At 56.5% G+C, this 18,126-nt stretch carries 14 protein-coding genes; 7 read left to right on the plus strand and 7 right to left on the minus strand.

Annotation, left to right across the window (positions count from 1 at the left end):
- Positions 1-49 precede the first annotated feature (49 nt).
- From AXW11_RS16440 to hslU, 5 genes are all read left to right on the plus strand, one after another.
- Positions 50-1,939, plus strand: coding sequence for an Ig-like domain-containing protein (locus AXW11_RS16440; RefSeq protein ID WP_157665621.1), 1,890 nt, complete (start codon positions 50-52; stop codon positions 1,937-1,939).
- 167 nt (positions 1,940-2,106) lie between these two features.
- Positions 2,107-3,792 (plus strand): arginine--tRNA ligase, encoded by a 1,686-nt coding sequence (gene argS, locus AXW11_RS16445; RefSeq protein ID WP_041335810.1) that lies wholly within the window; start codon positions 2,107-2,109, stop codon positions 3,790-3,792.
- A gap of 55 nt (positions 3,793-3,847) precedes the next feature.
- Positions 3,848-4,480, plus strand: a complete 633-nt coding sequence (locus AXW11_RS16450; RefSeq protein WP_041335814.1) for an SPOR domain-containing protein — start codon at positions 3,848-3,850, stop codon at positions 4,478-4,480.
- Positions 4,481-4,577: 97 nt separating this feature from the next.
- Positions 4,578-5,108: an ATP-dependent protease subunit HslV gene (gene hslV / locus AXW11_RS16455; protein WP_007154624.1), complete on the plus strand. Its 531-nt coding sequence runs from the start codon at positions 4,578-4,580 to the stop codon at positions 5,106-5,108.
- Between the two features lie 12 nt (positions 5,109-5,120).
- The gene (gene hslU, locus AXW11_RS16460; protein ID WP_036203558.1) at positions 5,121-6,449 is read left to right on the plus strand and encodes an ATP-dependent protease ATPase subunit HslU; all 1,329 of its coding nucleotides are present in this window, start codon (positions 5,121-5,123) and stop codon (positions 6,447-6,449) included.
- Positions 6,450-6,507: 58 nt separating this feature from the next.
- Here the strand turns inward: hslU and AXW11_RS16465 are convergent, their stop codons facing one another.
- The 3 genes from AXW11_RS16465 to AXW11_RS16475 form a co-directional block, all read right to left on the minus strand.
- Positions 6,508-7,752, minus strand: a complete 1,245-nt coding sequence (locus AXW11_RS16465) for a patatin-like phospholipase family protein (RefSeq protein ID WP_036203555.1) — start codon at positions 7,750-7,752, stop codon at positions 6,508-6,510.
- 97 nt (positions 7,753-7,849) lie between these two features.
- On the minus strand, positions 7,850-10,156 hold the full coding sequence (gene ptsP / locus AXW11_RS16470; RefSeq protein ID WP_036203552.1) for a phosphoenolpyruvate--protein phosphotransferase: 2,307 nt from the start codon (positions 10,154-10,156) through the stop codon (positions 7,850-7,852).
- Between the two features lie 15 nt (positions 10,157-10,171).
- Positions 10,172-10,702: an RNA pyrophosphohydrolase gene (locus AXW11_RS16475; RefSeq protein WP_091643469.1), complete on the minus strand. Its 531-nt coding sequence runs from the start codon at positions 10,700-10,702 to the stop codon at positions 10,172-10,174.
- Positions 10,703-10,876: 174 nt separating this feature from the next.
- Between AXW11_RS16475 and AXW11_RS16480 the strand changes: the two genes are divergently transcribed.
- Positions 10,877-11,533 (plus strand): histidinol-phosphatase, encoded by a 657-nt coding sequence (locus tag AXW11_RS16480; RefSeq protein ID WP_091643471.1) that lies wholly within the window; start codon positions 10,877-10,879, stop codon positions 11,531-11,533.
- 135 nt (positions 11,534-11,668) lie between these two features.
- Here the strand turns inward: AXW11_RS16480 and AXW11_RS16485 are convergent, their stop codons facing one another.
- The 3 genes from AXW11_RS16485 to AXW11_RS16495 form a co-directional block, all read right to left on the minus strand.
- Positions 11,669-12,865, minus strand: a complete 1,197-nt coding sequence (locus AXW11_RS16485) for a class I SAM-dependent rRNA methyltransferase (protein ID WP_091643474.1) — start codon at positions 12,863-12,865, stop codon at positions 11,669-11,671.
- 198 nt (positions 12,866-13,063) lie between these two features.
- Positions 13,064-13,456 carry a glycine cleavage system protein GcvH gene (gcvH, locus tag AXW11_RS16490; protein WP_036203540.1) on the minus strand — a complete coding sequence of 131 codons (393 nt, stop codon included), beginning with the start codon at positions 13,454-13,456 and terminating at the stop codon, positions 13,064-13,066.
- 93 nt (positions 13,457-13,549) lie between these two features.
- Positions 13,550-14,446, minus strand: coding sequence for a LysR family transcriptional regulator (locus AXW11_RS16495; protein WP_091643477.1), 897 nt, complete (start codon positions 14,444-14,446; stop codon positions 13,550-13,552).
- Positions 14,447-14,555: 109 nt separating this feature from the next.
- Between AXW11_RS16495 and metE the strand changes: the two genes are divergently transcribed.
- Complete coding sequence (gene metE, locus AXW11_RS16500) at positions 14,556-16,829, plus strand: 5-methyltetrahydropteroyltriglutamate--homocysteine S-methyltransferase (protein ID WP_091643479.1); 2,274 nt, start codon at positions 14,556-14,558, stop codon at positions 16,827-16,829.
- A gap of 42 nt (positions 16,830-16,871) precedes the next feature.
- Here metE and AXW11_RS16505 read toward each other — a convergent pair whose 3' ends face one another.
- A complete protein-coding gene (locus AXW11_RS16505) occupies positions 16,872-17,597 on the minus strand; it encodes a DUF3592 domain-containing protein (RefSeq protein WP_081899211.1) in 726 nt (241 codons plus the stop codon).
- Between the last annotated feature and the right edge of the window lie 529 nt (positions 17,598-18,126).

An 18,126-nucleotide genomic window follows, 5' to 3' on the forward strand; every position in this document is an offset into this window, starting at 1 on the left:
ATGTGCTTCGAACTGGCCTTTGCTGTAACGGGAACTGGAGAAAATGATAATGTCAGGGAAACTCCTTGCACGTGCGTGCGCTATATTTTTAGCGCTAATATTGACGGCCTGCGGTGGCGACGATAATTCTAGCCCGCTCGCCGGCTCACCTGATGGAAGCGGCGGAAGCGGCGACCCCACGACACCTTCAGAGGATGCTGATGTCGGCACCGTTGAACTCATAGCCAACCCGGTTCGTCTGGACACATCCACCAACGCCAGCTCAAGCATTACCGCGCGAATCAAAGACTCGAACGGCATTCTTCTGCAGGATGTTCCAGTGAGTTTCAGTGCTAATAACGGCGGAACTCTGGAGGTAACCCAACAAATCACCGATCAGGCTGGCGTCGCATCCGCAACCCTAACGACCGACAGTGACCCAAGAAACAGAACAGTGACTGTGACCGCGCAGGCAGGAAGCGTCTCCCGATCACTCAACGTCGAAATATCGGGCACTTCGATTTCAATCTCAGGTCCCTCGTCTATTTCTCTCGGCGGCTCAGCCAATTACAGAGTGACGCTAGCAGACGCAGATGGCAGCGGCATTTCTGGACAACCGATAGCCCTTTCAACCAATCGGGGCACCCTGTCTGCATCCAACCTGACATCCTCCAGCAATGGCTCAGTTGACGTGCAACTGTCCGGCGGCAACACCGGAGGCACTGCAACCATTACAGCCTCAGCCTATAGCGGTAGCAGTCAGGTTTCTGCTACGCAGAATGTGGTCATTGCGGGAGACAGCTTCGCATTCACGGCCCCCGATACGGCTACCGAAGTAGACCTAGGAGTTGAGCAACAAGTCACAATTGAATGGCAGGTAGATGGAAATCCTGTAGCTGACGGAACTCAAGTACAGTTCTCCGCCACACGAGGCACTCTCAACCCACCAACTGGCCTTGTAACCACCAGCGGTGGAGAGGCGAGCATTGGCATTACCTCAACCAACTCTGGGACGACTACCGTAACGGCAACAGACCCAAACTCCGGCCTTTCTGCTGACCTTTCATTTGAATTTATCGCCAACACGCCGGACTCGATAAATCTTCAAGCATCGAAAACCCAGCTTGATCTGGGGGAAACCAGCGAGATTATCGCTGTAATTCGCGATGCATCTAACAACTTGGTAAAAAATCAGGAAATCAGCTTCCGCATCCTTGAAGACGGAAGCGGGGGCAACCTAAGCTCTAGCCTCGACGTAACTGACTCTCAGGGCCGTGCTTCCACAATCTATACCGCAGGATCAAACACCAGCGGTAGAGATGGCGTAGAAATTGAAGCTGTAGTGGATGGATCTATTTCAGATACTGTAACACTGACAGTAGCCCGGCAAGCACTTCGACTGGCTATCGGCACCGGCAATGAAATTGAAGAGCCTGACTCCGTTCGATACGTGAAAGAATATGTTGCAATCGTGACAGATGCCAATGGTGCACCGGTCGAAAACGCCAACATCGAATTGAGTGCGCTGCCGGTTGGTTATCGGAAAGGATCATATGCCGTCTCAACTGACGACAACTGGGTACTGTCCCCTTCAGACCCACAGTTTTGTGAGGCAGAGGACACAAATCAAAATGGTCAGCTCGACCCCGGCGAAGATGTCAATGGGAGCGAAAAACTTGAGCCCACCAACTCTGCAGCCACTAGCTCATCATCAATCACGTCTGCCAGTGATGGCTCCGCCAGCTTCTCTCTTCTCTACCCACAAAGCCATTGTAACTGGGTACAGATAGAACTGACGGCGACTGTTCGCGTAGGCGGATCGGAGAGTGTTGAAACATCCAGGTTCTACCTTTCATGCCTTGCTAGCGATCTCAGTAACACCGACATTTCGCCTCCCGGCGGCACTGAGGGCCTATATGGCGTAGCACAGGACTGTTCGGTAGACGACTTCACCAATTAAGAAGACACAGCCACTCTGGGGCCCAGGCTTGACTGAAAGCTGGGCCGGGCCCCAGAGCCACAATCATATTTGAGTCCCTCCACCCTTTCCTTGATAATACGTCTCTTCAGTTTCAGAGGGCGTCCCGCCCCGTAACCCACTCTCCGTATATCGAGTCATCCGACAGCATGAAAGAGACCGTATCCGAACTGCTCCAGTCTGCGCTGGCGACCCTGCAATCTGAAGGCACCTTGCCAGCAGATCAGACCTTTACACCACAGGTAGGCAACACCAAGGACAAATCCCACGGTGACTACGCCTGCAACATTGCTCTGGTCGCATCGAAGGTGGCGGGTTGCCCGCCACGAAAGCTGGCAGAGGCATTGGTGGAACGGTTACCGGACAGCAGCGCTGTCGAGAAAGTTGAAATTGCAGGCCCCGGTTTTATCAACTTTTTCATGAGCACGGCCAGTGCCTTTGAGGTGGTTAACACCATTCTCGACAACGCCGGGCGGTACGGTCGTAACAACGACGGCAAGGGCGAGAAGGTCCAGGTGGAGTTCGTCTCCGCTAACCCGACTGGCCCCCTGCACGTGGGCCATGGCCGTGGTGCGGCGATTGGCGACTGCCTGAGTCGTTTGCTGGAAGCCAATGGTTACGAAGTCACCCGCGAGTTTTACTACAACGATGCGGGCGCACAGATCAGCAATCTGGCGCTTTCAGTGCAATCACGGGTGAAAGGGCTGACACCGGACGACGAAAACTGGCCTGCCGACGGCTACCGCGGTGACTACATCACCGATGTGGCCAATGCCTATCTCGCCGGCGAAACCGTTACCGCGGACGACCGGGAAGTCACCGGTAAAGCCGATCCGGACGATCAACAAGCCATCCAGGAGTTTGCAGTTGCCTACCTGCGTCGTGAGCAGGACCTGGACCTGAAAGCTTTTGGCGTGGAGTTCGACGTGTATTTCCTCGAGTCATCGCTGTACGAAGATGGCAAGGTAGAGGAAACCGTCGAGCGCCTGCAGGAAAACGGCTATACCTACGAACATGACGGCGCCATGTGGCTGAAAACCACCGAATTCGGCGACGACAAAGACCGCGTGATGCGCAAGAAGGATGGCGGCTATACCTATTTCCTGCCGGACGTGGCCTACCACCTGAACAAGTGGCAACGGGGTTTCACCACGGTTATCAATGAGCAGGGTGCCGACCACCACTCCACGGTCACACGGGTTCGTGCCGGCCTGCAAGCGCTGAACGCCGACATCCCCCAGGGTTGGCCGGATTACGTGCTTCACCAGATGGTGATGGTGACCCGGTCCGGGCAGGAAGTGAAGATTTCCAAGCGTGCAGGCAGTTACGTGACAGTCCGCGACCTGATTGACGAAGTAGGCCGCGACGCCACCCGCTTTTTCCTTGCAGCTCGCAGAGTCGACTCCCAGTTGACTTTCGATATCGATCTGGCCCGCTCCCAGACCAATGAAAACCCGGTCTATTACATTCAGTATGCCCATGCACGTATTTGCAGTGTGCTCAGAAAACTGAAAGAGGAAGGGGTTGAGCGCGGCCTGAACGAGTGCGTGGGAGATCTGTCCTTACTGACGCTCGACGAGGAAAAGGATCTCGCTAACCAGTTGGCCAAGTACCCCGAGCTTATAGAAAGTTCAGCCAAATTGCGGGAACCACATCACCTGACGCACTATCTCAGGGATCTTGCCGGGCAGTTCCACACCTACTACAACGCCCACAAAGTTCTGATCGAGGATACTGCTGTCCGGGACGCTCGCGTTTCCCTGTATCTTGCCGTGCGGCAGGTGATTGCCAATGGTCTCGATCTGCTTGGCGTGAGCGCTCCCGACGAAATGTAGCAAGTCAGGCTTCATGATCTGAATATTCAGGCAAGCAACAGGAACTAACCCGGCCATGTCCCGAGACTATGCCCGCAAATCAAGAACGGCCAGCAAACCGGCAACATCAACAAAATCCGCGAGGCCTGCGCGTAAACAAAAGCAGCCCCCAAAACGCCCTGCTGCGGCCAAGTCACAGCGGGGCGGCTTGTCATTGAAGTGGATTCTGTCACTGGCAGCCGTGGGTGGTTTTATCGGCTTTATTGCCTATCTCAACTCACTTCCTACATCCGAGCCTCGCCAGGGTGAAAAATCCACAACAGCCGAACCGCCTGCGGTAAAGGAGAAGCCCTCGGAAACCGCCGCAAAAGAAAAACCCGGCTTTCGCTTTTACGACATGCTTCCTGACTCGGAGGTGGTTCCTCCCGAGGTCGAGGAATATACCCCTGGGCCAGGACAGCAAACGTTTGATTACCTGGTGCAGACGGGCTCTTTCCGACAACAGCAAGATGCGGAAAGGCAGCGGGCTGAAATCGCGTTCCAGGGCCTCCGTGCACAGGTCAAACGCATCGACCTCGACAGCGGAAGCATCTGGTACCGCGTCAATGTAGGCCCCTTCACCTCTCGCAGCCAGATGAATGCGGCTATCGACAAGCTGGTCAATCTCAACATTCAGCCTCTGGTCAGGAAGATTCCCAAGGAGGGCTGAGCTGCCCTCCCGACTCTCTTTCCTCCCGCCCTTGAAAACCGCCCCCTCGCCTCCATAACTGCTGAATACCGTTTTCTATCAGGCAAATGGAGCCAGAATGACTACCATACTCTCTGTCAGGCGTGACGATGAAGTTGCCATGGGTGGCGACGGCCAGGTCTCCCTCGGCAATACCGTAATGAAGGGCAATGCCCGCAAGGTTCGCCGGCTCTATAACGATAAGGTGCTGGCCGGTTTTGCGGGTGGTACCGCCGACGCATTCACCCTGTTCGAGCGTTTTGAAGCCCAACTCGAGAAACACCAGGGCAACCTTACCCGCGCCGCTGTCGAACTGGCCAAAGACTGGCGAACGGACCGAGCTCTCCGCCGGCTGGAGGCCCTGCTGGCCGTTGCCGACAAAACCGCGTCACTGATCATTACCGGCAACGGCGATGTTATCGAACCAGAACAGGGATTGATCGCGATCGGCTCCGGCGGTCCGTTTGCACAGGCGTCCGCAAGAGCCCTGTTGGAAAACACTGACCTGAAAGCCAACGAGATTGTGGAGAAGGGCCTGGATATCGCGGCCGACATCTGCATCTACACCAACCACAATCGCACCCTCGAAGTGCTCTCAGCCAATGATTGATCCGGAGCTAGCATGTCTGCAATGACCCCCCGTGAGATTGTCCACGAGCTCAACAAACACATCGTGGGCCAGGAAGAGGCCAAGCGTTCCGTGGCCATCGCCCTGCGCAACCGCTGGCGCAGGATGCAGCTGGACAGTGGTCTGCGCGAAGAAATCACACCAAAAAACATCCTTATGATCGGCCCCACCGGTGTGGGTAAAACCGAGATCGCCCGCAGGCTGGCGAAACTGGCCGACGCCCCCTTCCTGAAAGTGGAAGCGACCAAGTTTACCGAAGTGGGCTACGTGGGCCGGGACGTCGAGTCCATTATCCGTGATCTGGCGGACATGGCCATCAAGATGCTGCGCGAGAAGGAAATGAAACGCCACGAGCATCGCGCCATGGACGCCGCCGAGGAACGCATTCTGGATGCCCTGATCCCGCCACCCCGGGACTTCAAGGAAGACAGCCAGAAAACCGAAGACTCTTCCACCCGCCAGCTGTTCCGCAAGAAACTGCGCGAGGGCGAGCTGGACGACAAGGAAATCGAAATCGACCTGCGTAACAGCGGCGCCGGCGTTGAAATCATGGCACCTCCAGGCATGGAGGAGATGACCAGCCAGCTACAGAACATGTTCTCGAGCATGTCCTCTGATAAGCGCAAGACTCGCAAGATGAAGGTCGCTGACGCCATGAAGCACGTTCGCGATGAGGAAGCCGCCAAACTGGTCAATGAAGAGGAAATCAAGCAGAAAGCCATCCAGACCGTCGAGCAGAATGGCATCGTCTTCATCGACGAAATCGACAAGGTGGCCAAGCGCTCCGAGAACACCTCATCCGATGTTTCCCGGGAAGGTGTGCAACGGGACCTACTGCCCCTGATCGAAGGCAGCACCGTCAGCACCAAGTATGGCTCCGTACGAACGGATCACATCCTGTTTATCGCGTCCGGCGCGTTTCACCTGTCGAAGCCGTCTGACCTGATCCCGGAATTACAGGGCCGCCTGCCGATCCGTGTTGAGCTGCAGGCACTGACCCCGGATGACTTCAAACGTATCCTCACGGAGCCAGATGCCTCTCTGGTACAGCAGTACGAAGCCCTGATGGGCACCGAGGGTGTCAAACTGACCTTCACAGAGGACGCCATCGCCCGTATTGCGGAAGTCGCCTACAAGGTCAACGAAACCACGGAAAATATCGGTGCAAGACGCCTACATACGGTGCTGGAACGACTGCTGGAGAGTCTGTCTTACGAGGCAGGTGATCAGGTTACCGACAGCTTCGAGGTTACCGCGGCGTTTGTGGACGAAAAACTGGGTGAGTTGGCTGAAGACGAAGATCTGAGCCGCTATATCCTGTGACCCGCAAGGGCAGGAAGGCCCGAATGTATCCTATTGGGGCGCGCGTTCTTCGCGCCCCCTACAAGGCCTTACTGAACAGCTCCGACACATTATCAAAGCCGGTTGCCAACTTTCCTTTCTGAGCCCGTTTCTTACGGCCTTTTGCCACATAAAGGGGCAGCATCTCACCGTACAGGCTGGTACTGATGGTGCGCTGCTCGTCTTCCAGACGATCCCGACGCAGACGAATACCATACTTCGCAAGTTTAGGCTCCAACTCGTCCGCACGGTTCAGAAGATCACGCCGCGTCATCTGGTAGGCGTGCTCACACACCATCCGGCGGGACTGGAAACTGAACACATTGGAGAAGAACAGCTTGGCATCATCGCGGGTCGGCTCGAACAGCAGAATATCCTTGTCCGGGTAATCCCGGGTGTACTGCGCAATGCCCGATTGCATTCGGGAGTACACCATAGTGCGGAACATCTGGGACAGCAGGTTTGGCATACCCGACCGGGTCAGATCGCCCGGCCCCATGGTACCGGCTCGCACAGCTGAGCTTGCATCAATGGGAACCTGTGGATTGACCGCGAAAACCAGATCCGCACCGTCCTCAAACGCCACGGAGGCATGCAACCCCTTTCTCAGAGTACCGTCCACGTAGTAACGCCCGTCGATGGTGACCGGAACATAGATACCCGGAGACGAGGTACTCGCCTGAATCGCTTTTGATATGGGCACGTGATCAAAACCGGGGGCACCAAAGCAGACCGCCTCAGTGCTTTCCACATCCGCCGCAACAATATAAAGACTGCGCTTAAGCTGCCGGAAATCGTTGGTGCGACCGAGCATGGTAAAGGCCCGCTGCAGATACTCGTGCAGGCCTTCGTTATCGAAAAGGCCCGCAGGCGCAGCCTGCGCAAGAATCGTCAGCGCTTCCAGCAAGCTCTGGTCATAAGGGTTATTTACGAACCGTCGCACAGCCGTCGTCACCAGACCCGGAACCGCCAGCAAGCGACTGCCCAGTTCCCGGAACGCCGGGCGATAGAATACTTCCGGATGGAAGGGGTGCACTTCCGCTTCATTGCGCACAAAAATCCGACACAACTGGGCGGTGGTCATCTGGTTGGCCAGATTGGCCGCAACAAAGGAGCCCGCGTTCACGCCGACGTAAACATCAATATTATTGAAATCAAGGCCATCCAGCGCCTCATCGAGCGCGCGCAATGCCCCGATTTCGTAGATACCTCCCAACGGGCCACCGCCGCCGAGGGCCAGGCCGATGCGAGGTTCGGGCTTAATCGCTGTTGTGGTTGCCGTCATTCAATATCCCCATGCGGGTGCGGTTGGCTATTGTTTTCAACATTAGCAGCCAGTTTTAGAGTACACACCCTATATAGGACCAATTGGCTATACGCCTTCACGAAAGGGCCTTTTCGGCATGGGCAATGGCACTGGACTTGCCCGGGCGCAGATAGCGGCCAAATCCGGCATTGCGCAGGGCCAGATCCACACAACTCTTGATAACGTGCGGCGAATCCAGCAACAGCACATCTTCCAGTAGCTGTGCTGACCATTCGCGGCTAACACTGCGAATGACCGACTTGACCTTGGGCAGGCTGGCCGCGTTCATGGAGAGCGAATCGTAACCCATCGCCATCAACAGCAGCGCGCCGCCAGGGTCACCCGCCAGTTCACCGCAGATACCGACAGGCTTGCCGACCGCATGGGCGTCCTGTGCTACGCGCACCAGCGCCTGCAACACGGCGGGATGATAGGAATGGTACAGCTGCGCGACCCTGGGATTGTTGCGATCCACCGCCAGCAGGTATTGGGTCAGGTCGTTTGAGCCAACAGAGAGGAAATCCACGCGATCCGCCAACTCGCGAATCTGATACACCGCCGCCGGAATCTCCACCATTACCCCGACCTTGGGCATATGGATGTTGTAACCTTCCTCCCTGACCTCATGATAAACCCGGTAGATCAGGTGGAGGGATTCTTCCACTTCTGAGATATTGCTGATCATCGGCAGCATGATCTGCAGATTGTTCAGGCCCTCACTCGCCTTGAGCATCGCCCTCACCTGAACCAGGAATATCTCTGGATGATCCAGGGTTACCCGGATACCGCGCCAACCCAGAAACGGGTTCTCTTCCTGGATCGGGAAGTACGTCAGCGCCTTATCGCCGCCGATGTCCAGCGTACGCATGGTGACAGGGTTCGGGGCAAAGGCTTCCAGTTGCTCGCGGTAGTATTCGCGCTGTTCCTGTTCTGACGGGAACCGGTCCTTGATCATGAACGGCACTTCGGTGCGGTACAGACCGATACCTTCAGCACCGTGGCTCAGAGAGCGCACCACATCGGTCATCAAACCGGTATTCACCAGCAGCGACACGCGGTGGTTGTCGGTGGTTTCGCAAGGCAGGTCCCGCAGGGCTTCCAGCCCTTTGACCAACTCATCTTCCTCGTCACAGATTTCCTGGTAGAAGTTCCTCAGGTCCGAGGAGGGTGACGCAAAAATCTGCCCTTCAAAGCCATCAACAATCAGGTCCTTGCCATCCAGTTGGTTGACCGGAATATCTACCAGCCCCATGACCGTGGGCACCCCCATGGCACGTGCCAGGATGGCAACGTGGGAGTTGCTGGAGCCCTTGACCGACACCAAACCGACCAGTTGCCCCTTGGGCACTTCCCCGAGCATGGCCGGTGTCAGTTCTTCACTGACCAGGACCGTGTTCTCAGGGTAGACCGTGTCCTTCTGCTCACCTTCCTGCAAGTGAGACAACAAACGGCGGCCGAGATCCCGGATGTCGACAGCCCGCTCCTGCAGGTAGTGGTCGTCCATCATTTCAAAGTGACGAACGTACTGCTGAACCACCTGTTTCAGCGCGCCCTGAGCCCAGAAACCTTCCTTGATCCGGTTGCCCACCTCACCTGGCATTGCGTCATCGCCCAGCATACGCAAATAGACATCGAACAGAGCCTGCTCTTCCGGGCGAAGCTGGGAAGCGAGCCGGGCCGCCACCCGCTCAATATCTTCCCGAACCGCAGTTACCGCGCCATCAAACAGCGACAGTTCCAATTCAATATCATCGGTGGGCTTCTCAGGCACTACGTCCAGGTCGGCGGCAGGGTACACCACCACACCCTTGCCAATGGCAACGCCCGGCGCACCAGGCACACCACTGAAACTGACATCGGTCGCTTCTTCACCGGTCAGGGAAAGACCGCTGATGGCGCCCGTTGCCTCGCTGTGGGCGATAACGCCGGCCAATTGAGCCGAAACGGTAACCAGGAAGGCTTCTTCACCCTCGTCAAAGCAGCGCGAACTTTCCCGTTGCTGAACAACAAGAACACCAAGAACCCGGCGATGGTGAATGATAGGAACACCCAGGAACGAGCGGAAACGCTCTTCGCCAGTCTCAGGAAAGTAACGATAGCGGGGGTGGGATGGAGCATCTTCAAGGTTGATAGGCTCCTCCCGGGAGCCAACCAGACCAATCAGGCCCTCGGAATAAGCCAGGCTGACCTGCCCTACTGCTTGCTGGTACAAGCCTTCCGTGGCCATCAATATGTAGCGATTTGTGGCTGGGTCAAGCAGGTAAACCGAGCAAACCTCGGTATCCATGGCTTTCTGCACCCGCGAAACAATGACATCCAGCGCCTCCTGCAAATCGCGGGCACTGTTTACCTCTTGTACAAGACTTCGCAGTATGCTCAGCATGGCGGGTTCAATCCGTCATTTCTGTGTGTCCTTCGCGCGTCGGGAAGGCTCGCTCTGGCGCCACTGTTCCATGTCGTAAAACAGTCGCGGCGCGAGCTCTCGCAGCGCACGTCGATAGACCTCGCGTTTGAACGAGACGACCTGCCCAAGCGGGTACCAGTAGCTAACCCACTGCCAGCCGTCGAATTCCGGCGAGTCCGTGCCGTCTACGCGTACCTGCGCATCCGGCGAAAGCATCCTCAGCAGGAACCATTTCTGTTTTTGTCCCACGCAGACCGGGTGCGAATTGTGGCGCACCATCCTGCGAGGGAGGCGGTATCTCAGCCAGCCACGGGTACAGCTGATGATTTCCACATCGCCTGTACCGAGACCAATTTCCTCCGCCAGTTCCCTGTAAAGGGCCTCTTCCGGTGATTCGTCGTGCTTGATACCACCTTGAGGGAACTGCCAGGAGTCCTGCCCTATTCGCCTTGCCCAGAGGACTTCCCCCCTGTGATTGGCCAGAATGATTCCGACGTTGGGTCTGAAACCGTCCGAATCGATCACGGCACAGTCCTCTTAAAAGTCGGTTGGCCGGATTAAAAATTCACCGGCCGGATTTATCCAAGTTGCTCTCATTCTTACAGAATCCCAAGGCTTCGGCAAACGAAGCCGACGGCGGCGCGTCATGCTAGACTGTTGCGCCTGTGACAGTCGTCGTTTTTGCCGGAGGTATCCAAGTTGACGCTCGCGATTTTTGATCTCGATAACACCCTGCTCGCCGGAGACAGTGACCACGCCTGGGGGGAATTCCTGGTGGAAGAGTCGATTGTGGATGCGGAGGAATACCGGCAGGCAAACGACCGCTTCTATGAGGAGTACCTGAATGGCGAGCTGGACATCATGCGCTACCTGAGCTTTGCCCTTCAGCCTCTTGCACGGCATGACACGGAACAGCTGCTGGCCTGGCGCGAACAGTTTGTGGCGAAAAAAATCCAGCCTATGATGCTCGCCAAGGCCAAGGAGCTGCTCGACAGCCACCGGGCCGATGGCCACACGCTGATGATCATCACCGCCACCAACCGGTTCGTGACCGAGCCGGTGGCTAAACTGTTGGACATTGATCACCTGATTGCCACTGAGCCAGAGATGGTCAATGGGCGCTATACGGGGGAGGTTGCAGGCGTCCCAAGCTTTCAGGACGGCAAAGTAACCCGCCTGAATGACTGGCTCGAATCGACCGGAGAAAGCCTCGAAGGCGCATGGTTCTACAGCGACTCTCACAACGACGCGCCTCTGCTACGCAAAGTTGAGAACCCGGTAGCGGTCGATCCAGATCCAACCCTTGAAAACATGGCGAAAGAGAATGGCTGGAAGATTATGAGCCTTCGAGGTTAACTGCCATTGTCTGGGCCAGTCAGCGGGGGCGCTACTCCGGGAGCGTCAAAAACATGGATGTTTTTGTCGAGCGTACAGGGACGTATTTACAGCGTATCCCGGAGTAGTGCCCCCGCTGACTGACCTCCCCCAAGCTCAAAGAAACCCAGTCAACGACCGAACAAAACAGCTTTTAATATAGTCCGTCTCCGGAATCCCCGGTACTACCGGATGATCCGGCGCTTGATGGCCTTGCTCCAATAATTGAACAAACCGGTCAATCTTGCGGCCGCTGCTGCGGATAATATCCGTCAGCTTCTCTTGGGACAGATGCATAGAGCAGGAAGCCGACACCAGTAGTCCATCCCGATCAAGCAACCGAAGTCCCAACTGGTTCAGGCGCGCATAAGCCTCTTCCCCAGCCTTCTGGTCACGCCGCCGGGGGATCAGTGCCGGTGGGTCGAGGACAACGATGTCGAACTTTTCCTTCTCATCGCACAGCGCTTTCAGGGCGTCGAAGGCATCACCCTCTATCGTCTCGATGTTATCAAGGCCATTGATCTTCGCATTGTGATGAACAGAGTCGATGGCACCAGAGGAACTGTCCACACAGGTCACCTGCGTAGCCCCGGCACAGGCAGCCTGGATACCCCAGCCACCTACGTAACTGAACACATCCAGCACACGCTTGCCCGGCGCATAGGCCTGCAGCCGCTGCCGGTTCATGCGGTGATCATAGAACCATCCCGTTTTCTGCCCCCCTTCCATGGGCACCTCGAAGCGCACGCCATTCTCCTCAACCGGCAGGAGATCAATCTCCGGGCCATGGGCCTGCTCAACGTAAGTATCCAGCCCTTCTACCTTCCGCATCTTACCGTCGTTCTTGAGGATAATCGCCCGCGGATGCGCCAACCGCTGCACCGCACGAACAACGGACTCCTTCATCTGCTCCATACCGGCGGTCGAGATCTGAACCACTACCACATCATCAAACCGGTCAATCACCAGCCCGGAAAGCCCGTCACTGTCGCCAAACACCCAGCGATAAAACGGCTTGTCAAACAACCGCTCCCGCAACGCCAGCGCCGTCTCAACCCGTTCGGTGAGCCGTTGCGGCGTCATGCCATGGGCGGAATTCCGGCTGATCAGCCGGCCGCAGATCAGAGCATGAGGGTTCACAAACACCGTTCCCATGGGTTTATCGTTGGCCGCGCGCAGTTCAGCCTGGGCTCCGGCTTCAAACTCGGTCAGCGGGGAGCGATGGGTATCCACTTCATTGCTGTAGACCCAAAGATGACCAGCCCGGAGCCTGCGCTCTGCGCCTTTGCGGAGGTATAAAACCGGAAAATTCATAAATAAACGCCTGAAGAAATAATATAAGGAAGGCTTTTCGAGACGAGTCCAGCACACAGGTTCGGAGATTAAGCTGGGCAGGCTTTCCAAAACTGTGCGGAGCCATGGATGGCGGAGCCCAAGCCGCACAAGGACGTCTTGAGGCGTGTTTTGGAAGGCCCTCCCGGCTTGGTCCTAACTCCGAAGCAATCCGCGGGGTCACTCCTCGGCAGCCACATGCTCCGCATAGGCCACAGAATCCATCAGGCCATCCAGCTCACCGGCATCCGCCAACCGCACCCGGAACAACCAGCCATCGCCATAAGGATCCTCATTCACCTTCTCAGGCTCATCCTCCAGGCTCTCATTGACCTCAATCACCTCACCGGTCACCGGACTGAACACATCCGACGCCGATTTTACCGACTCGGCAACACCCGCCTCTTCAGCACCAGTTACCGTCGAACCCACATCCGGAACACCGATAAAAACGATATCCCCCAGTTGATCCTGGGCAAAATCCGTGATTCCGACGGTTGCGGTGCCGTCGTCGGCCACACGCACCCACTGGTGCGTTTCAATGTATTTCAGATCTGCGGGTGTTTCGCTCATGGTCACATGTCCCCGATGAATAATTTCGCGCATTTTAACCGAAGAACGACGCCCCCGCGAACATCTCAACCAAAGTTGCGACGGATTCTAGCTTCAATCCAGCCCCCAGGTCGTTTCCCGCGCCATCGTCATGAACGACTGAAGATAGGCCACATCCACATCCCGCTCACGGAGGCCCAGGAAAATCTGCTTATCAATACCCTCCCGCCCCAGCCGTACCGGGCTGATCGGCATCTGATGGGCGTACTCTTCCACCAGCCAACGGGGTAGTGCCGATACCCCCCGCCCTGCCGCGACCATTTGCAGCATGATGTCCGTGGTTTCAATGGTCTTATGCCGGGCCGGGCTGCTGTGGGCCGGCACCAGAAACCGGGTATAAATATCCAGCCGCTCGGCATCGACCGGATAGGTAATAAGGGTCTCACTTTCAAGGTCCGACGGCTCCGCCCAAGGCCTGGAGGCCAGTGGGTGATCGCTCGGCACTACGAGAACCTGCTCGTAATCAAAGACCGGTTCGTACACGAGCCCCTTGCGGTACAATGGGTCCGGCGTCACCAACACATCAATATCGTAGCCGAACAAAGCACCGATACCGCCAAACTGGAAACGCTGCTTCACATCCACATCCACGCCTGGCCATTGCTCAAGATACGGCCCGACCACCTTGAGCAGCCACTGGTAACAGGGATGACATTCCATACCGATTCGCAGACTGCCCCGCTGCCCTCGGGCAATCTGACCCACCAATTCCTCGGCATGCTCGAACTGCGGCAACAAACGATTCGCGAGTGACAGCAAATACAACCCGGATTGAGTTGGCCGCAGTTTACGGCCTTCACGCACCCACACGGGCGTTCCCAGCTGCTGCTCCAGCTTCTTCATGGCATGACTGAGGGCAGACTGGGTGAGGCACAGCGCGTCCGCCGCCGCCGTCAATGAGCCGCTCCGATCCACTTCACGGACGATCTCCAGATGATTGCGTTCTATCATTGGCCGGCCTTACTTGAAAATAATTCATGGATTCATGAGATTTTACCATTATTTTTCATGGCAGTTCAGCACTAGCCTTGAAGGCCTGAATGACGACAGGAGATTCATCATGGTAACCACCCATAACCTAGGCTTTCCCAGAATTGGCCAACGTCGCGAACTCAAATTTGCCCTTGAGGGCTATTGGAAAGGCGAGTTAAGCGAAGACAACCTACAGCAAACCGCGGCAGGGCTTCGCGCCAGCAACTGGCGGCACCAACGCCCGCTCACGCTGGCGCCGGTCGGCGACTTCTCGCTCTACGACCAGGTACTGGACATGAGCGCCACACTCGGCAACCTGCCCAAGCGCTCAGGCAAGGCCGATGACCACGAACTGGACCGCTACTTCCGCATTGCCCGTGGCCGGTCCCCGGCTGATAACGATTGCTGTGGCGTCCATGCCGGTGAAATGACCAAGTGGTTCGACACCAACTACCACTATATTGTCCCGGAATTCGACGCGGACACACGGTTCAGCCTGAATTCCACACGTTTACTGGAACAACTGGCCGAAGCCAGGGCCGTAGGCGTCAATGCCAAGCCAGCTATCATCGGCCCTGTCACCTACCTCTGGCTTGGCAAATCCAAGGACGATACAGACCGGCTCAGCCTGCTGGATGACTTACTGCCGGTCTATGCGGAGCTGTTGCAGCTTCTCGCCGACAATGGCGCGGAGTGGGTGCAGATTGACGAGCCCATCCTGGTCACCGAACTGGGAGGCGATTGGCGGCACGCCCTGAACCTGGCTTACCACAACCTCAAGGCCAGCCCGGTAAAACTGCTTCTGACCACCTACTTCGGCCAACTGCGGGAAAACCTGCAACTGGCCTGTGAGCTACCGGTTGCCGGCCTACACCTGGATGCAACAAACGCCCGTGACGAAGTGTCCCGCGTGACTGACTGGCTGCCGGGGCACAAGGTACTCTCCCTAGGCGTGATCGACGGTCGCAATATCTGGAAGACAGACCTGCAGACAACCCTCGACTGGCTCGAACCGGTCTACCAGAAGCTGCAAGAACGGCTGTGGATAGCGCCATCCTGCTCCCTTCTCCATGTGCCGGTGGACCTGAACAACGAAACCACCATGGACCCGGAAATACGCTCCTGGCTGGCCTTTGCGCGGCAAAAACTGGAAGAACTGCAGTTGTTGGCCACGGCACTTACCGATGGCCAGAATGCGGTGGCCCGGGAACTGAAGAGCAATGCAGACGCCATACTCAGCCGCAGGAACTCAACCCGCGTGACGGACCCACAGGTTCGCAAGGCGGTGGCGGCCATCACCCCTGAGCTGGGTCGGCGCAAAAGCAGCTACAAGCATCGCTCGGCCATCCAGGCAAGCCACCTGCAGCTGCCACGCTACCCCACAACCACTATCGGCTCGTTCCCCCAGACCAAGGATATCCGCCAAACACGGCTCAAATTTCGTAAGGGTGAGCTCGCACCCGAGGAATATCACGAGCGAATCCGCGCAGAAATCCGCCACTGCGTTGAGGAACAGGAACAGTTGGGGCTGGACGTGCTGGTCCACGGCGAGGCGGAACGTAACGACATGGTGGAGTACTTCGGCGAGCAACTGGAAGGCTACGTGTTCAGCCGCTTCGGCTGGGTACAGTCCTACGGTTCCCGCTGCGTGAAACCACCCATCCTGTTCGGCGATATCTCCCGGCCCAAAGCCATGACCGTGGAATGGATCCGTTACGCCCAGTCGCTGACAGACAAGCCCCTGAAAGGGATGCTCACCGGCCCGGTCACCATCCTCAACTGGTCTTTCGTGCGCGACGACCAGCCCCGGAAAGACACCTGTCTGCAACTGGCACTGGCAATCCGTAAGGAAGTACTGGATCTGGAACAGGCTGGCGTGAACATCATCCAGATTGACGAAGCCGCCCTGCGAGAAGGCCTGCCCTTGCGCCAGAGCGACTGGCAGACCTATCTGGACTGGGCCATCGAAGCCTTCCGAATTACGTCCAACGGCGTGAAGGACGACACTCAGATACACACCCATATGTGTTATTCGGAATTCAACGACATCATCGAAGCCATCGCCCGCATGGACGCCGATGTCATCACCATTGAAACCTCCCGGTCTGACATGGAGCTGCTGGATGCTTTCAAGGGCTTCCAATATCCCAATGATATTGGACCGGGTGTCTACGATATTCACTCGCCCAACGTGCCTGGGACTGAACAGATCGTGTCGCTGATGAACAAGGCCGCGGAAAGAATCCCCGCCGAGCGGCTCTGGATCAACCCGGACTGCGGGTTGAAAACCCGGTCGTGGGAGGAGGTGATTCCGGCGTTGAGGGGAATGGTGGCTGCAGCTCGGGAGTTGCGGGAGGCGTGAGCTTGGGGGGAGAGACATGGATGGTCTCTCCCCACTTCAATTTCAGGACGCCAATTTTGGCAGAAAGGAGGTATCTACCCAATACTGCCCGGGGTTTGTCGGGTTGATATAAACAGGGATCGAATCACCAAGGATATGGCTTGAGGGATTGAACCACAGGTTACCGCTCCTGAATACGTGGATATCTGAAGTAACCGGGTTCTGCCACTGACACACAATCTGATATGGGCTCTTACCATTCATAACGAGCCTCTCGTTTCTTTCCACCCCCTGATAGCGGGATTGAACCAGCTGTCCCGTTTTGCGCAGTTTTGCCGCACTCCCGTTCCTGATGGCAGGCACCACAAACATACCAGCGCCAACCAAAAAGAACGCTGCTCCAATCCCGCCGACAATAAGGGCCACGCCCCAAAGCGAGAAGAAATCATCGATACGTGCCGACTCCGGTTCACCCGGCGCAAAAAGTACACGTACTTCCTCTCCACGACTGTAACTCGCAGGGTTGCTGCCGCTTGAGGACTGAAATTCCACCGGTCTGCCCGACTCATACTCAAATCGGACAATGGGATAATAGGCGTTGGAATCACTGGACCGTGAGCGAATCAGGTCAGATACAACCCCGGGCTTGGCTGTTGCGGTTTCAAGAAAGGTTGAAGTGCTCTGGAATGCGAAAAAGGCGCCGGCCAGCATGCCGAGGCCTACGAGCGTAAAGATAAGACGCAGGGTTTTAAAAGTTTTCATCTCAGTTCCTTTGATCGTTTCGTCCATAGCCGAAAACGACCTGTTTTCGGCTATGGGAATTATACGCGGATGGGCTCCTATTGAAATGGTGAAGTTTGATCCCTACCTGTCTCCGACACAGTTCGCGTTAAAGGTGCCGGCTTCGACAGAAATTATGCCTACCGGACTGCAGCGATGTTTGTTTGATATACCACTCATGCGAGACCAAGATGAATTAGATCAATACCCTTTGCAGTCAACCGCCCCTGACTCCTTGCTCGATATCTCTCCGCTACTGAGCATCGGCGCATATGATCTTCCAGTTTGTCAGAACGGACGAAAGCAACGTGTTTGTTACCTGCCAGTCGAAGCTTGGCCCTTGTCAGCCAGACAGGTAGAATACCCGCGTACATGGAATGTCACTCAATGGACTGGAATGACTATGACCACCCGCCGTACCCAGCAATCCTTTTTGCTTGCGTTATCATTGACGGCCCTGACTGGCTGCGATGCCATCAACGACTGGCACGCCATTGAGATGGTCCAGCGCAACATGGACAACATGGTGTTCGTTGAA

Source organism: Marinobacter sp. Hex_13 (genome assembly GCF_001566815.1).
Classification (GTDB): domain Bacteria; phylum Pseudomonadota; class Gammaproteobacteria; order Pseudomonadales; family Oleiphilaceae; genus Marinobacter; species Marinobacter salarius.

What these genes read in the sequence shown, in the direction of transcription:
- metE (WP_091643479.1), top strand. Translation starts at nt 14,556, where the DNA reads ATGGTAACCACCCATAACCTAGGCTTTCCCAGAATTGGCCAACGTCGC.
- AXW11_RS16465 (WP_036203555.1), bottom strand. Translation starts at nt 7,752, where the DNA reads ATGACGGCAACCACAACAGCGATTAAGCCCGAACCTCGCATCGGCCTG.
- AXW11_RS16505 (WP_081899211.1), bottom strand. Translation starts at nt 17,597, where the DNA reads ATGGACGAAACGATCAAAGGAACTGAGATGAAAACTTTTAAAACCCTG.
- gcvH (WP_036203540.1), bottom strand. Translation starts at nt 13,456, where the DNA reads ATGAGCGAAACACCCGCAGATCTGAAATACATTGAAACGCACCAGTGG.
- AXW11_RS16440 (WP_157665621.1), top strand. Translation starts at nt 50, where the DNA reads ATGTCAGGGAAACTCCTTGCACGTGCGTGCGCTATATTTTTAGCGCTA.
- hslU (WP_036203558.1), top strand. Translation starts at nt 5,121, where the DNA reads ATGTCTGCAATGACCCCCCGTGAGATTGTCCACGAGCTCAACAAACAC.
- AXW11_RS16450 (WP_041335814.1), top strand. Translation starts at nt 3,848, where the DNA reads ATGTCCCGAGACTATGCCCGCAAATCAAGAACGGCCAGCAAACCGGCA.
- AXW11_RS16495 (WP_091643477.1), bottom strand. Translation starts at nt 14,446, where the DNA reads ATGATAGAACGCAATCATCTGGAGATCGTCCGTGAAGTGGATCGGAGC.
- hslV (WP_007154624.1), top strand. Translation starts at nt 4,578, where the DNA reads ATGACTACCATACTCTCTGTCAGGCGTGACGATGAAGTTGCCATGGGT.
- ptsP (WP_036203552.1), bottom strand. Translation starts at nt 10,156, where the DNA reads ATGCTGAGCATACTGCGAAGTCTTGTACAAGAGGTAAACAGTGCCCGC.
- argS (WP_041335810.1), top strand. Translation starts at nt 2,107, where the DNA reads ATGAAAGAGACCGTATCCGAACTGCTCCAGTCTGCGCTGGCGACCCTG.
- AXW11_RS16485 (WP_091643474.1), bottom strand. Translation starts at nt 12,865, where the DNA reads ATGAATTTTCCGGTTTTATACCTCCGCAAAGGCGCAGAGCGCAGGCTC.